This window comes from Bradyrhizobium sp. 154 (genome assembly GCF_023073875.1).
GTDB lineage: Bacteria > Pseudomonadota > Alphaproteobacteria > Rhizobiales > Xanthobacteraceae > Bradyrhizobium.
The window spans coordinates 14,205-29,287 of sequence record NZ_JADPKG010000117.1 but is presented as its reverse complement, the minus strand read 5'-3'; the positions used below and the strand labels follow the sequence as shown (position 1 = coordinate 29,287).

9 protein-coding genes and 4 pseudogenes are annotated in these 15,083 nt (G+C 60.0%); 1 reads left to right on the top strand and 12 read right to left on the bottom strand.

Annotation, left to right across the window (positions count from 1 at the left end; all coding sequences use genetic code 11):
* Positions 1-113 precede the first annotated feature (113 nt).
* From IVA92_RS31165 to IVA92_RS31135, 7 genes and pseudogenes are all read right to left on the bottom strand, one after another.
* A pseudogene (locus IVA92_RS31165) lies at positions 114-1,353 on the bottom strand (response regulator).
* A complete protein-coding gene (locus IVA92_RS31160) occupies positions 1,350-1,739 on the bottom strand; it encodes a response regulator (RefSeq protein ID WP_247278859.1) in 390 nt (129 codons plus the stop codon). Before IVA92_RS31160 ends, IVA92_RS31165 begins: the two are co-directional and overlap by 4 nt.
* A 2-nt stretch (positions 1,740-1,741) precedes the next feature.
* Positions 1,742-3,274, bottom strand: a complete 1,533-nt coding sequence (locus IVA92_RS31155; protein ID WP_247278860.1) for a sensor histidine kinase — start codon at positions 3,272-3,274, stop codon at positions 1,742-1,744.
* A gap of 37 nt (positions 3,275-3,311) precedes the next feature.
* Positions 3,312-4,058: an SDR family oxidoreductase gene (locus tag IVA92_RS31150; protein ID WP_247278861.1), complete on the bottom strand. Its 747-nt coding sequence runs from the start codon at positions 4,056-4,058 to the stop codon at positions 3,312-3,314.
* Between the two features lie 171 nt (positions 4,059-4,229).
* Positions 4,230-5,147 carry an MBL fold metallo-hydrolase gene (locus tag IVA92_RS31145; RefSeq protein WP_247278862.1) on the bottom strand — a complete coding sequence of 306 codons (918 nt, stop codon included), beginning with the start codon at positions 5,145-5,147 and terminating at the stop codon, positions 4,230-4,232.
* 109 nt (positions 5,148-5,256) lie between these two features.
* A pseudogene (locus IVA92_RS31140) lies at positions 5,257-6,473 on the bottom strand (NAD(P)/FAD-dependent oxidoreductase).
* 52 nt (positions 6,474-6,525) lie between these two features.
* A complete protein-coding gene (locus tag IVA92_RS31135) occupies positions 6,526-7,356 on the bottom strand; it encodes an alpha/beta hydrolase (RefSeq protein WP_247278892.1) in 831 nt (276 codons plus the stop codon).
* A gap of 1,032 nt (positions 7,357-8,388) precedes the next feature.
* Here IVA92_RS31135 and IVA92_RS31130 point away from each other — a divergent pair.
* Positions 8,389-8,547, top strand: a pseudogene (locus IVA92_RS31130) (LuxR C-terminal-related transcriptional regulator); the annotation flags it as partial.
* A 349-nt stretch (positions 8,548-8,896) separates the two neighbouring features.
* Here the strand turns inward: IVA92_RS31130 and dinB are convergent.
* The 5 genes and pseudogenes from dinB to IVA92_RS31100 form a co-directional block, all read right to left on the bottom strand.
* Positions 8,897-10,144, bottom strand: a pseudogene (dinB, locus tag IVA92_RS36180) (DNA polymerase IV).
* Between the two features lie 1,373 nt (positions 10,145-11,517).
* Positions 11,518-11,964 (bottom strand): hypothetical protein, encoded by a 447-nt coding sequence (locus IVA92_RS31115; RefSeq protein ID WP_247278865.1) that lies wholly within the window; start codon positions 11,962-11,964, stop codon positions 11,518-11,520.
* Between the two features lie 189 nt (positions 11,965-12,153).
* Positions 12,154-12,885 carry a PRC-barrel domain-containing protein gene (locus IVA92_RS31110; RefSeq protein ID WP_247278866.1) on the bottom strand — a complete coding sequence of 244 codons (732 nt, stop codon included), beginning with the start codon at positions 12,883-12,885 and terminating at the stop codon, positions 12,154-12,156.
* Between the two features lie 123 nt (positions 12,886-13,008).
* On the bottom strand, positions 13,009-13,212 hold the full coding sequence (locus IVA92_RS31105) for a DUF2934 domain-containing protein (RefSeq protein WP_247278867.1): 204 nt from the start codon (positions 13,210-13,212) through the stop codon (positions 13,009-13,011).
* 111 nt (positions 13,213-13,323) lie between these two features.
* Complete coding sequence (locus tag IVA92_RS31100; protein ID WP_247278868.1) at positions 13,324-14,463, bottom strand: HWE histidine kinase domain-containing protein; 1,140 nt, start codon at positions 14,461-14,463, stop codon at positions 13,324-13,326.
* Positions 14,464-15,083 lie beyond the last annotated feature (620 nt).

The following is a 15,083-nucleotide window of genomic DNA, read 5'->3' as shown; positions in this document are numbered from 1 at the left end:
CGCGGGCACGCCACGTTGAAGGTCACGAACCTCATATCGAGCAAACGCGGTCCGAACCGCGAAAGCTGGAGTGGTTGCGCCTGACCGACCGTCATCGTCAACCCAACGCTCGCTCATCCCACCTGTATGCGGACGCCCTTGGCGCCGTTGAGCAACCGCCTCAAATGATAGCTGGCGAGCGGATCATCGGCGTGCATGCCAACCAGAGCGGCGAAAGCCGGCATGGCGGCAGAGTCATTCATATTCGAGCTTGGTAAAGGCGGTCGCATACTGCGTCGTGGTCGGCGCATCGAACTCCGCCGCCGACAAAGGCTCGTAAGCGCTCAACGGCTCGCGGCGTCCGCGCAGGGCAAGATCGCCGATTGGCCGCCCCCTGAATCCCGGTGCCCAGCTCGCAACGGCGTGGCTGAGGCAGATCCGCGTACCCAGCGCCTTGTTCGCGGCTTCCAGCCTAGCCGCAGTATTGATCGTGTCCCCGTAGGCAGTGTAATCGAAGAAGCGATCACCGCCGAAATTGCCGACCAGCGCTGGGCCGGCATGTACGCCGATCCGCGTGACACCGAAACCGACCCCTTTTAGCTTCCAGCGCTGGCGAAAGGCCTCCGCCCATTGGTCGATCGCCTGCGCGCAGGCGATCGCACGGGTAGCGTAGTCGCTCTGATCGCCGGGCGCATTGAACATCACTTGGATTGCATCACCGATCACCTTGGCCACTGTTCCTTCATGGGCGAAGACCACATCGGTCAGACCCCCGACATATTCGTTGAGCAGTTCGGCCAGCACATCCCTCGACCGGCGAGGTAAAGCCGGTGATATCGGTGAAGATCACGGCAATGTCTCGCCAGCGCACCTGCATGTCATCGCTGCCATCTCCCGCGGCAATGCGCCTGGCAAGCTCCGGCGAAAAGTAGCGCGACAACGAAGCATGGGCGCGCTCCGCTTCCGCCTGGCGGCGGCGTGCCTCACGCAAGACCTCGATGTGACGGATGGTCTTCTTGATCGTCGCTTCCAGGTCGGCGAAATCAATGGGCTTGGTCAGGAAATCGAACGCTCCGCCATTCATCGCGCAGCGTATGTTGCTCATGTCACCATAGGCCGAGATGATGATGGCCGACTTCTTATCCTCTCTCTCCTGCAGTTTCGCCAGTAACGAGAGACCATCCATGCGTGGCATGTTGATGTCCAGGACACGAGATCGATATGGGGGTGCTGCTCAATCGATCGGAGTGCCTCAAGACCATCACGCGCAAACACGAAGCCCATGCGCCCCTCGCGAATCTGCCTGCGGAATCTCCGTAGCACGAGCGCCTCCAGGTCAGGCTCGTCATCGACCACCAGGATAGTGGCAGTCATGCGACCTGTTCCAGTCTCGCCTCGATCTCCTGGCGGAGCTGACCGAAGTCGATCGGCTTGGTCAATAGTCCCTCCGCGCCGCGCTCGAGAGCCGTCTTGCGCGTTTCGGCATCGCCGTAGGCGGTGATCATGATGACTGGAACATCGGGCCGCCGCGCGCGCACCTCAGGTAGCATCTCCAGCCCGCTCATCCCAGGCATGTTGATGTCGGAGACGATCAGGATCAGCGTTTTTTCGCGCGTATCCGCAATGCGAGTCAAAGCCTGCGCCGCCGAATCTGCGAACTCCATCACAAATCGCTCTGAGCGAATATCGCGGCGGAATTGCTGGCGGAACAAGACCTCCAGGTCTGGTTCGTCATCCACCACAAGAACCAATATAGTCATAACTAGCCTCTGTTATTGCGAGAAGGAGCGGTGTTGCGCGGCAGCAGGATAGTGAACTCGGTAAACTCACCGAGCTCGGTCTCGACATCGATCCTCCCGCCATGCTGCTTCACGATGATGTCGTGCCCCATGGAAAGTCCAAGGCCCGTCCCTTCGCCTGGAGGCTTTGTCGTGAAGAACGGAATGAACATCTTCTCTTTCACCTCGGGTGGAATACCGACGCCATTGTCGCGGATACGGATTTCGACGTATTGGCCGCGGTTGCACGTCGTGGCGCAGAGCTCAGGCTCGTAGCCGAGGCCATCTTCGGCACCACGCTTTGCCACTGCATAGAAGCCGTTGGAAATCAGGTTCAACAGCACGCGGGTTATCTCCTGAGGAAAGGCTTCGATTATGCCAGCATGGAGATCGAACTCGCGTTTGAGGGTCACGTTGAACTGCGGGGTCTCGGCGCGCGCTCCGTGATAGGCGAGGCTGAGGCTCTCCTCGACGAGGGCATTCACATCTACCGGCCGGTGCTCGCCGCCGCTGCCGCGCGAATGCAGAAGCATGTTCTTGACGATGGAATCGGCGCGCTTACCGTGCTGTAAGACCTTTTGGAGATTGTCCTTCAGAAGCCCGCTCAACTCGCCGATTTCGCTGCGTACTCGGTCTGGGAGCGTGATCGGAGTGAGGACCTCATTCAGCTCGTCCGTCAGTTCGGCCGAGAGCGCGGCGAAATTGTTGACGAAATTGAGCGGGTTCTTGATCTCGTGCGCGATGCCTGCGGTGAGCTGACCGAGCGAAATGAGCTTCTCGGTCTGCACCAGGCGGTCTTGTGCGGCGCGCAGATCGTCGAGGGATTTTGCCAGCTCCTTCGTGCGCGCCTGAACTTCTTCGAAGAGCCGCGCGTTCTCGATCACGATCACGGCCTGATCGGCGAACGTCTTAAGAAGATTGACCTGGCTATCCGCGAATGGTCTGGGTTCGGCGCGCGAAACACCGATCGTGCCTATCGCCACGCCTTTCCGGAGCATGGGGACCACAACGATGCTGCGATATCCCCTGGCACGTGCCATGTCCTTGATGGCCTGAGGAACGCCGGGTGCGGTCTCGATGTCGGAGCGGAATGCGATGGTCGACGTTAGTGCAACCCGGCTGTGAATCCCCGACGACGTAAGTGGTGCAGGAAATGAGGCCTGGATCTTCTCGTCACCGACCGCGCTTCCTGCCGTACAAGCCGCCAGATGAAGCATCTCACCGGCGACGCGAGTTACGAGCGCCGATTGGCCAGCGAGCAGCCGCCGCGCGCTTTCTGAGATGACGTCGAACACGGGCTGCACATCGGTAGGCGAGCTGGCGATAACATTAAGGATTTCTGCAGTTACGGATTGCCGCTCCAACGCAATCGCAAGCTCGTTTTGCAGGCGGACGTTCTCGGCTGCGCCGCACTGCAGCTGCTGTTCTAGCTCATTGATCCTGCGCTCCAGATCGGCGTCGATACGCTGATTGTTTGCAATCTGGATCGGTAACGCAATGCGAGCAGGCGCGGTCATTGGAGGCAAGGAATGCTAGGGGAATTCTCTGTGGCGGTTATGTCAGTCCCAAGCCGCCGTCGACCGCGATGACCTGACCTGTCGTCCAATCCGCGGCGGGACCGACAAGGCGCATGATCCATTCTGCGACATCTTCGGGATTGCCGCGACGTCCGAGTGGTATGCGCGCACGCTCCTGTTCCTTGACCGCTGCAGCCTGTTCCGAGGTTAGCCTCATCATGCCGGTCAGAGCGCCGGATTCCGTGGGGCCGGCCGCGACGGCATTGACCCGTATGCCGAGCGGCGCGAGTTCAAGCGCCCAACAGCGGGTCAAGTGCTCCAATGCCGCCTTGCTGGCTGCGTAATGCGACAATCCGGCCGCCGGCTTGTGGCCGAAGGTGCTCGACACGTTGATGATGGTGCCCCGCGTTGCGCTCAAGTGCGGAACGGCGGCAGAGGCAAGCAGGCTCGGACCGAACACATTGACCGAGAAGATATCCATGATCCGATCGGCTGTCGTATCGACCAGCGGAAGGATCGCGCCAGCGGCGGCGTTGTTGATCAAAGCATCTACCCTGCCCCAGAGATCGACTGCCTTGGCGACCGTGCGGCTGGCATCTTCGGCGGAGGCCGCATCCGCAACAAGGCCGACGAGGTTCGGATGCTCGGCAACCGCTTCCTCGAGCGGGCCCGCACGGCGGCCGGTTACGAGCACCTTGTGGCCTTGTCGCGCGAATCGTAACGCCGCCGCACGTCCGATGCCGGAGCTACCGCCGGTCAGGATAATGACTTTATCACTCTGCATTTTTCTTTGCTCCGATGCCACTATTGTGCGGTCGTGTTTCGTCGGTCGGTTCCTGAAGCGTTATTCGGTGGCAACGGGACGCGCCTTGGCACGCGAAGCGCGGCCCGTTCGCATGTGAACTCATCGACGCTATGAGTACGCGCCGTGCTTCGGTGCTAACCCAACACGCGGTCAGTAGTCCCAGAAGATCGGTACGAAGCGAAATGCCTCGCCATCAACCGCGACCCGGCCGACGGATGGGAACGGCATATGGGTGGCCACCAGCATCTCGCCGGTCTCAGCAAGCTGCCGCAAAAGTTGGACCCTAACGCGGGCCGCCTCTTCGGGATCGTGTTCGAAGCCGTTGTGCCAGTCGGGGTGATCGAACCCGACCGTAAACACGGCGTCGCCGGCGAATGTCAGCGCCTCGCCGCCGGACGCCAGGCGGACTACACTGTGTCCGGGGGTGTGACCGCCGGTGCGACGGGCGATGACGCCAGGCGCAATTTCGTGCGCGTCATCGAACAGCCGCAGCTGAGGGCCGTACTCCTTCACGAACCGCTTGGCGGTCGATCGAAGCGCGTCAGGGAACCCTTCCGGCATGGCAGTGCGGGAGAAATCGGGTTCTTCCCAGAACTTGACCTCGGCGGCCGCGACGTGGATCCGCAGGTCCTTGCGCAGCTGCTCCTTCACCCCGTCGACCATCAGCCCGCCAATGTGGTCCATGTGCAAATGGGTCAGCACCAGATCGGTCACGGACGCGAGATCGATCCCGGCAGCCGCCAGTCGCTTGATCAACTGCCCGGCCCGCGGCAAGTGCAAGTTCGGGTCGGATCCCAATCCGGCGTCGATGAGGATGGTCTTGCCGCCACTGCGTACCATGACCGCATTCAGCGCCCAATCGAAAGCGTCCGGCGGCAGGAACATGTCGTGCAGCCAGGCCGCCCGGACGGCCGGGTCAGCGTTGTGCGCCAGCATCTTGGTTGGGAGCGGTAACACGCCATCGCTGACGACGAGCACGTCAATGTCGCCGACTTTCAGCGCGTAGCGCGACGGAACCAATTCGTCGGGCTTCGATCTATCGGCGTGTGAGGTGTTGTGTAGGTTCATGTTCGTCTCCTGTTGTGGATCATCTGATCCGTCTTTGAAAACTTCTGCGCTTGATCTCAGCGTTAGATCCCGATGCTCCGCGCTTCGACGATACGCGGCCCGTATGGTGTTAGAAAAAGCCGCTGACGTCGGTAACCCGCTCAGGATCTGCGGACGCCAGCGCGGCAGCACGCTCGGCCTTCGGCGGATAGATCCATACGGTGTTGATCTCCTGCTTGGTCTTCTTGGCGACGTCGCCAACCATCTTGACTTCGCGTTCCCAGCCGATCGTGAACAACGCACCGGCCTCGCCAAGGTCCAGGCAGGTGGTGTAGCCTTTCTGGTGGTACGGCCTGGTCGGCACGCCCAGCAGCTCGGCGGCGGCATTGTTGCCGGCAAAGGCGCCCATCCGCGTCGCGTGCTGGCACGACATCAGCGTGTAGTTGCCAACGTCGTCGCACGCTGCGCGAGCGGCGTCGCCAGTGGCGAAGACGCCGGGCACCGACAGCACGCGCAGATCGCGGTCGACCAGCAAGCGGCCGAAATTGTCACGCTCGGCGGGGATCTGCGCGGCCAATGGAGCCGCGCGCATGCCGGCAGCCCAGATCACGGTCTCGGTTTCGATGTGTTCGCCGTTGGAAAGCGTGACCCCGGACCATCCAGTTCGGCGACGCCGGCACCAAGCCGGGTCTCCACACCAAGCTTGCGCAGTGCCTCCTCAATGAGAGGGCGAGGGCCTTCGCCCATGTCAGGAGCGATCGCGCTGTTCCGATCGACGATGATGACACGCGGCTTTGCCTCATTGCCGAGGATTCCACGAAGCCGCGCCGGCATCTCCGTCGCCGCCTCGATGCCGGTGAACCCGCCGCCTGCAACAACGACCGTGTCGCGCCCGTTCTTTGCCGGCCGATCGACCAGGCTGTGCAGATGCCGGTCGAGCGCGATCGCGTCAGCGAGTTGGTCAACGCTGAAACCATGCGCGGCGAGACCAGGGATATTTGGACGGAAGAGCCGGCTGCCGGTCGCCACAATCACCCGATCGTAGGAAAGACTCTTCTTGGCGCCCTTGGCCGTGACGATCTCCACGGTCCGGGATTTGGTGTCGATCGTCTCTGCGCGGCCTTGCACGTAGACGACATCGATGGCTTTGAGGACATCCAGCAGTGGCGCGGTCAGGGTCTCTGGCTTCGGCTCGTAGAGTCGCGGGCGAACGACCAGCGTTGGCTCCGGCGCGACCAGCGCGATCTCGAGTTCTTCAGGTGAAGCGCCCCTGATGTCGCGTAGACGGGCGGCGGAAAGTGCTGCGTACATGCCAGCAAAGCCGGCGCCTATAATAACGAGTCGCATGTGATTGCTCCGGTGATTTGGGGTCGAATGCAAGGAGTTGGGTGAAAGGCGACTAGGCCGAGATGAACGTAAGAAGTTCGGCGTTGAGGATGTTGGCGTGTGTCGTGCACAGGCCGTGCGGCAGCTGGTCATAGACCTTCAAGATGCTGTGCTTCAGTAGCTTTGCCGACAGAGGGGCAGAGTCGGCTGCGGGTACGATCTGATCGTCACCGCCATGCAGGACGACCGTGGGCACGGTGATGCTCTTCAGATCCTCGGTGAAGTCGGTCTCAGAGAACGCCTTGATGCAGTCGTAATGTGCCTTGGCGCTTCCCATCATACCTTGGCGCCACCAGTTCCAGATCACGGCCTGCGATGGCTCTGCGCCCGGGCGGTTGTAGCCATAGAAGGGACCGCTCGCGAAATCGAAATAGAACTGTGGGCGGCTCGCCGCGAGTTGAGTGCGCAGGTTATCAAACACTTCGATAGGCAAGCCGCCCGGATTGGCCTCCGTTTTCAGCATCAACGGTGGAACAGCACCGATGAGAACCAGTTTTGCCACACGATCCTTGCCATAACGCGCAACATAGCGTGTGGCCTCGCCGCCGCCGGTGGAATGACCGATATGAACGGCATTGCGAAGATCAAGATGCTCGACAACGGCCGCGACGTGGGCTGCATAGTGATCCATGTCGTGGCCATTGCTGACCTGGGCCGATCGACCGTGACCACGCCGATCGTGGGCGATGACACGATAGCCCTTGCCGAGGAAGAAGAGCATCTGGGTGTCCCAGTCGTCGGAGCTCAGCGGCCACCCGTGGTGAAAAACGATTGGCTGGGCGAACTTCGGTCCCCAGTCTTTGAAGAAGATTTTTACTCCGTCCCTGGTCGTGACGGAGGTCATGAGATCGGTCCCCTGGGCCCCTGATGTCGAAACATCGGTTTCCTTGCCGGCGGCCGAAGAGGAACGAACGGTCAAAGAAGCCGCGTAGGTGAGCCCGCTCGCGAGGACGTTTCGCCGCGGGGCTTTTGCAAATTGACTGACGATCCCGGCCATTTGTTCATCTCCGTGCAGTTGGCGTGATCTTAGCTAGTTGGGGCTGCCTCTGCCCCAGAGCGATTGAGGTGTTTGCAGAGCGATTGCTGTTAATGCGAGCGTCGTCGCCAATGGCTTGTTGCTTCACCGGACAGCCGCTTGAACGCCGTCTGAGAGGAATAGCCGAGCGCCTCTCCAATCGAGACGCACATCGCGCCGCCTTTAGCAGAGCGCCTAAGTGGCGGATCTAAACATTCGTTCTCCGACAAGCTTTCGGCCTCGGCGACCGAGACGGCACTCTTTGTGCCGCGTCCAGCGACAAATTAGATACTGATGCTCGATCACCTCAAATGTGTGGGTCGACTGTCGACACGGCGTGCAAACAAAATGCCTGCTGCTTCGCTGCTCCATTGCAGTACCGCAGGCCGGACAATTCAGCGGGAGTTTGCGGCTTTCGAATGCAACGGCGCCATGTCTCAAGGTTGCGTCGGGATGGGTGACAGGGACAGAAGGCGTCCCAGAGGCTTGCTCGGTTGTCTGGCCGATTCCGCTCGCGCCATCGGTCACGATGTCGACTTTGCCTGTTTTATTGAGCATGACTTCCTCCTGGTGCCGCGAACACATTTGCGGTCTCGGCGACGGTCCAAACGCCGTGGCTGGTGCCGGGGAACACTGCGTTCTTTATTGAGAGAGCGATACTGTACGTCGGAATAGTTTTTATCTGCCAGTCGTTAGGTCCATCACCACTGCAGGGGCAACGCGCGTGAAGAATGAGCCTAAGGGTATGGCAGCCGCCACGCCCCGAGGCAGTACATGGATTTCCATGAGGTGCGGCCGGACGTCGTGGTAGCTAGAATGGAGGCGCGAGTTCGCTGGCCCAAATACCCCAAATATTAAGCAGAAGTTTTTCAGAAAGTTGCCTGCGGTCGGGTCAACAAGCAGGTCGCCTTCGATCTTGGAATTAGCGAAGTGACGGTGAAGCTCCATCGTGCCAACGTCATGCGGAAGATGCAGTCCGCCTCGATCAGCGAACTCATTCGCATTTGGGAATCGCTCCCTTCCGCGAGGCCGGAGCCGGGGCGCGATAACTGCGGCAGTATTGCGGGGAGCTGGGTTTGGATCGGGAGTGGCCTACTGCTTCAGGTCTGGCAGCCAGCATCTATCGACCGGTGGCGTCTTTCGCTCAGCCGATGCAATTCACTAGCCTTCAAACCGCTGCCGTCACAAGTACAGGATCGTCCGTCGCGATCGCAGTCTTGCTTAGACAATCGTAGTGCGGCGTAGCGCGCGGTCCGCGCAAGAGCGCTATTCGTTGCAGCGTTTTCGAAAACGAGGTGCCGCGGCCGAGGGTGCATCCTTCGATCCACGGCGTGTTTGCCGGCTATAATCCTACTACCTCCGCCTCTCGTCACAGCTCCTTTTCGGCGAGTTCGCGGAATTCGTCCGGCACGGAACGGGACAAGCCCAGCGCTGCCGTGCCGTAGCCGATAGCATCCCAACCGAAGCGATCGCGGATCTTGTCGACGGCGCAGTCGATCGCCCAGCGTGCCATGCCGATCCTGGTCCCGGGCCGGCGTGCTTCATCCTCAAGTCCAAGCGGCAGCTCCAGCGCGAGATCCCAGTGCTCCTCGAGATGCGACACGCTGATAGCCAGCAGCGAGATGGCCTTCTCGCGCGGGTAGTCCGCGAAGACTTCGCGCACCAGCTCCTCGGCGAGTTCGGCGAGGACCATGGTTGCACAGATCAGTGCATCGACCGTTACCGAGCGCGTGACTGATCTTAGATCGGCGAAGCGAACGCGGACCGTCACGGTCCGGCCGGGCCTCGACTTTGCCCTGAGGCGCGTTGCGATGCGGTCGGCGAGGTGAAGCAAACTGGGTCGAATGACCCGTACGTCGGCCGGCTTCCTGCCGATCGCCGATTGCGCGCCGGCCGATCGCGCCGGGCGATGCGACCTGATTTGGCGCGGATCGCGATTCTACGCCAGCGCCGCGAGTTTCTCCCCGGCTGCGGGACCGAGCAAGCGCTCGAGCGACCTTCCCGGCAAGTTGGCCAGTTGCCCGATGGTGAGCACGCCGATGTCGGCGAGCCGGGCCCGCGTGATCGGCCCCACGCCCCACATCAGTTCGACCGGCAGATGGTGAAGGAATTCCAACTCGGTGTCGGGAGCGACAACCACGAGTCCGTCGGGCTTGGCCACTTGCGAGGCGATTTTCGCGAGATGCTTGGTGCGCGCGACGCCGACCGAGATCGCAAGGCCAAGCTCGGCCCGCACGCGCTGGCGGATCGCCCGTGCTATTTCGGGAGGCGGACCGAACAGATGCGTGCAGCCCGCAACGTCGGCAACGGCCTCATCGATGGAAATGCGCTCGACGAGCGGCGTGAACTCGCCGATCACCTTGATGGCGGCGTCCCCCAGCCTTTGATATTCCCTGAACTGCCCGCCGACGAAGATGAGTTGCGGACAGAGCTCGCGCGCCTGCCGGCCGGGCATGCCGCCGCGGACCCCAAATGCCTTGGCCTCATAGGACGCTGCCAGCACGACACCACCGCCAACAGCGACGGGTTTGCCGCGCAGCGATGGGGCAAGCAACTGCTCGACCGAGGCGTAGAAGGCATCCAAATCCGCGTGAAGGATGGTTGCCGTTTCTTCCATCCGACGCCGCCCCGAGGAAGCTCTCTCGCCATGAGAACATAATGAGAACGCGCGTCGGGAATGTCAAGCCAGGCAAGCTGACACCCGGCGTCAGCGGCGGCTCCTACGCGATCGAGCGGGCCGAGGTGGACAAGCGAGCACGCGCCGCTCGACGATGGTCAAGCAAGCGATCGGCCTCGACGATACTCCGAGCTGGGTCATCGTCTCCGAATACATGTCGACGAGTGGCCGAACGCGGGCCTCGTGCCGGTCCCCGGCAAGCCGCGAACGTTCAGTTATGGATTCATTCCGCCGGGCCTGTTCGCGCAGATCAAAGCCAAATTCCTCGAGCTCGCGCGACAGAACAGGAGCGGAGCCGTGCGCCGCTGATCACGCGTTGATCCGACAACGCATCAACACCGCCAAAAACGAAACTCCCGCGGGGCCGCGGGAGTTTTGGTCGTCTTGGTTGGCGCAACCACCGATACCGACATTCGATCCAAGTGGCCATCTGACCGCCCCGCGCCCCTGCGTCCCGAACGCAGTGGATATCTTCTAAGTTATTGATCTTTCTTGGTATGGGGCTGGATCGGTCGCATTCTGTTCACGGTCATTTCACCCAATTCGTTGCGAATTCGTTGCGGCGTCCTAGACGAGAACGGGGCTTGCGGGAGATCTGAGATAGTTGGATGCGGGCTAGCTCCTGGCCGCCGGCAACGCGGCCCCTTTCCAAATCCTAGCTTCCAAATGAACAGCCGAGTGGAGCGCTAAGTCCAGGAACTCCGCACCAACGTCTGGCTTGAGCGAACGCCAGAATGGCGGAATCAAAATCAGTTCGATTATCTAATGATTTCAAGTCGCATTTGGAAGAAACGGGCCAATTCGCCTCTAGTAATATCAATTGCTTAGCAGGCATTTCCAAATAAGCACGCGCCTCTCCTAGCGAGGAGCTTAGCCGACTACATGCTGCTGGCGTGAAAGCGTCCACCGTCAGCACATCGACCTTTAGGTCGTGTGGACAGTTACCTTAACCAGAGCAGAGTTGCCGCGATAGCCGATTGGAGCCAAACATTCTAGGCGAGGAGCAAGAACGAACCCGGCAGGCGGCATGAACTCGAGATGGCTGCCGGAGAGTGTGGCAGTGTATTCGGGAGCCCGTTTTGGATGGTGTGCTGAAGCTGACGACGTTCCAAACGCATGCCTGCGGTTCGCCGTAGTGGCCGAGCGATGGGTCGACTTCTTCGAGACCAAGATGTCGAGTACCTCCCAACACCCCGAATGGGTGCAGTCAGTCAGCCGCCGCCCAATTCCTCCAACCCTGATCGCCTGGCTGTTCGTGTGATGGTGCAACTGCCGTGATCATTTCGGGTGGGCTGTACTGCCGATTCAATGCGCTAGTCTCCAATCACCATCTCGATCAACTTGGCAATTTTTTCGCGCGTGAGATCTCCCGAATTGGAGATATACGGTTCCACGTCGGGCGCGTAAACGTAGGGAACGCCCTTGGCAGTCCGGCTATCTCCGATTCGAGTCACGACGATGTTTCCGTAGGCGGTCGTGATGCTGGTCGGCGCGCCGCTGCCGATGGTGAAGGACACCCCGACTGGCCTGTGGTCATTCATCTCGATCTGAGACGCAAAGGAGAACTGAGCATCGCCCAGGTGACGCTTCAACTCCGAAAGAAACGGAATAACTTCCCGCTCCAGAGCGAGTTTGCAATACTCAACATCGGCTTCCCTCTTGTCGGCGTTGTCGGCAGCAATGCCGCTTTGTCGTTGCTTTTCGGCCAGTGCGGCAGCGATCTTGCCTCGAAATTTGTGAGCTAGTTCCTCGGCATTCATTTGCTATTCCAATCTCGGCTAAGCGTTGCCAACCCATTGAGCGCGGTGACTGTGGCTTAGAAGCGTCTCCGCTGCACCGCTTCTTGGAGCACCGATCGAGTGCGTAGATCGAAACGGGTGAATTTACCGGGAGCGAGGCGGATGGGCTTGAGGTCGGGATCCGCAATGCTCTAGACTAGAAGAAAACTTCTAGCGCGTTTTGAACAAGGCGTCGTTTTCGGTGCGCCACTTTTGGTCGGATAACCACTTGTAGTCCTGATCTGGCATGAGGGGCACGGTTTTCATGACCTCTTTGGTGACCGGGAGATAGAAGCTCGCACGGTCTTGCGAAACCATGATAGACCGGATTGGAACGACGATACTGTCCTTTCCGGCCGTGAAAAATCCTCCTGAGGCCACCACCGCGTAATCACGTCCGTCTTTCGTCCCGAACACGATGTTCCTGACTTCGCCGACGATTTTGTCGTCCGAACTGCGGACTTCCGCGCCGATCATCTCATCAGTCCTCAGGCCGGGGGCAAGTTCATCGATCCTTAAGAGTGGTTTCGCGTCTTTTTTGCTGCGATTGCCGAGGACAGCCCCGCGCTTCATCTTCGGCTCGCTGGCGGCGATTTGCTTGTCTGCCTCTTCTTCGTCGTTGTCGCCCAGCGATCCCATCGGAGGGCCTGCGATCAGTTCGCGGATATTGGCGAGGAGTCGCTCACAATCCTCATGACGCCCATAAGACCGAAGCGTCATCGCGGCATCTCGGAGACTGCGAAGATCCCGCACGTACTGGCTGTTGGCAGGACCGCGAAAACGCGGGTTTTGTTGGACCGCTTCTTCTAATTTCGCGTCGGCAATTTCGCATTCTGCCTGAGCTGCCGAGATACCAATTAGTCCGATGGCAGCGGCTATAGCGATGGTCTTAGAGGTGATCATAAGTATCTTCCAAAAAAGAGGCCTAGGAGTCCGCAAAATTTTCGTCCACCTGAAGCTCTACAAACGGCAGGCCGCTTGGAGGTCTGCATCGACGAGATGTCCGCCAAGATGGAGGCCGTGCGCTCAGGCCCGATGGCCACGCGAGTGCGACGGCGGATAGGCCGCCTGCGCGTCTGACTGAAGTTGCTCGATCGCACGGTGCCAGTATTCGTCTGCTCTCCCTTCCTGTCGCCCCTCCAGCTCCCAGAGATGATGTGCTCGCTCCCGTATGCGGTGTTCCAAGTTGTCGGCCTGGTGCCGTTCGTTGATTTTTGGTTCGTCGGACATGCAGCTTAACCTTTGGTTTTGCTGGGCTCGATGACGGCGCAACGAGCCCTACTGGGGCGGCGAGATGCGCCGCGTATTAAGAATGAACAGACCGGTGAAGAAGACGAGATCTCACACGGGGGCGCTAACTGAACTGAGCGGCACATCCAACGCATAGGTAAATCCGGATGGCTCGTAAGCGAGCTGCACTCGGCCATGCAGCTGCTGGCCGAGAGACTCCATCATGCGGGTCCCGAAGCTTCGGCGTGTCGGAGGCTGGACTATCGGCCCACCTCGTTCGGTCCATACAAGTTTTAACCGTCCGTTCTGCGCGTCTACGGTCCACGCCACTTCGACATGCCCCTCCGGCACCGACAGCGCACCAAACTTGATGGTATTCGTGCACAATTCGTTGAAGGTCATTGCCAGCGCGATGACGGCGCCGGCAGCTATTTTGATGTCCGGCCCATTGAAGTGGAATCGTCTGGCACCATGGCCGTCATATGGCTCGGTGGCGCTGCTGAAAGTATGGGTTAGACTGGCACTTGACCAGCTTACCTGCATCAGCAGATCGTGGGCACGCCCCAGCGCGGTCAACCGGCTCTCCATTGCCTTTTGTCCCTGCTCGACGCTGGTCGCCGTCCGAAAGCTCTGGGACGCAATTGCGCTTACGGTTGCCAGTGAATTCTTGATGCGATGATGGAGTTCGCCAATAATCAGCTTCTGCAACTTATCGGCCGCCTCGCGCTCCTTTGCCTCGACCCCGGCTTGCTCCAGCAATGCCTTGGCGTCCACCGCGGCTTGGTCGAGCAACAGACGAAGGCTCTCGTTTTCGGCGGACATCGCCGACGCGGCATCTGGCACCGCGCTTGTCGTTGGAACAATCTTCAATGCGCCAAACCCCACCATTCCCTGAAGTTCCGCGATCAACTGTTCCACGTGGAGAGGCTTGCCAAAAAACCTGCTGTCTTCCGGCGTATCCGTACCCGATGGTTTCACCTCACCCGAGACGAGAATGATCTTGATGGTCGGCCATCGCTCATGCACTGCATGCGCCAGCTTCAAGCCGTCTATGCTTCCGGGCATCTGAATGTCAGTGAGCAGCAAAGATATGTCGGAGCGAGTTTCCAGGATGGAAATAGCCTCATCGGCATTGACAGCCTCAACGGGGTGAAAACCGGCATCCTCGACGATGTCCACCGCGCGCATACGCAAAATCATCTCGTCTTCGACAACCAGAACGTTGGGGACTTGGGTCGGGTCTATGGTCATCGGTTTCTCCAAAATGGAAAGCAGATCCGGCCGCGGTGTCGCCGCCCCGCATCCGCGCCGCGTGAGCTTTGATTGGTCGGGAGTAGCTCGACAAGTTTCAGCGGCCGCTGGATACGAGGCGGACCTGCAGCACTGGCGGACCGGATCCTTGGCTGCGCAAGCAAGGCGAGGTAAAGTTTGGCCAGACCTGAGTTGAGCACATTGTTGCCCGGAGCCTGTCCCCTTTGGCCAACGCGGCAGTTTCACGCGCTTCCACCCTAAGGGCGGACCCCGGCAACGCCAGGACGATGGTGGCCAGTATTGCAGAGAGGACTACAGCCCCCACAAATTTTAGCATTAATGCTCCTGTCGCTCCCTCACTCAAGGGAACATGCAGACAACAACCATCATTAGAATTTGTTCCTCTAATGCAACTTATAAGTTATTAAACGTCATCTGTTATGCAGCACGTTTTCGTTTCACAGCAGCAAGAGTAGCTGAGAGCTTGTTCAACGCGTACGCCAGCGAAATTACGGCTGCGCAAGTCGCCTCTCAGGTTGCAAAGGCTCATTGAGACGCTCTGACCGTCGCATCGAGGCACGCGGAGACGCGTTTCAGGATGCCGCTGCGTAAGCGCAAAC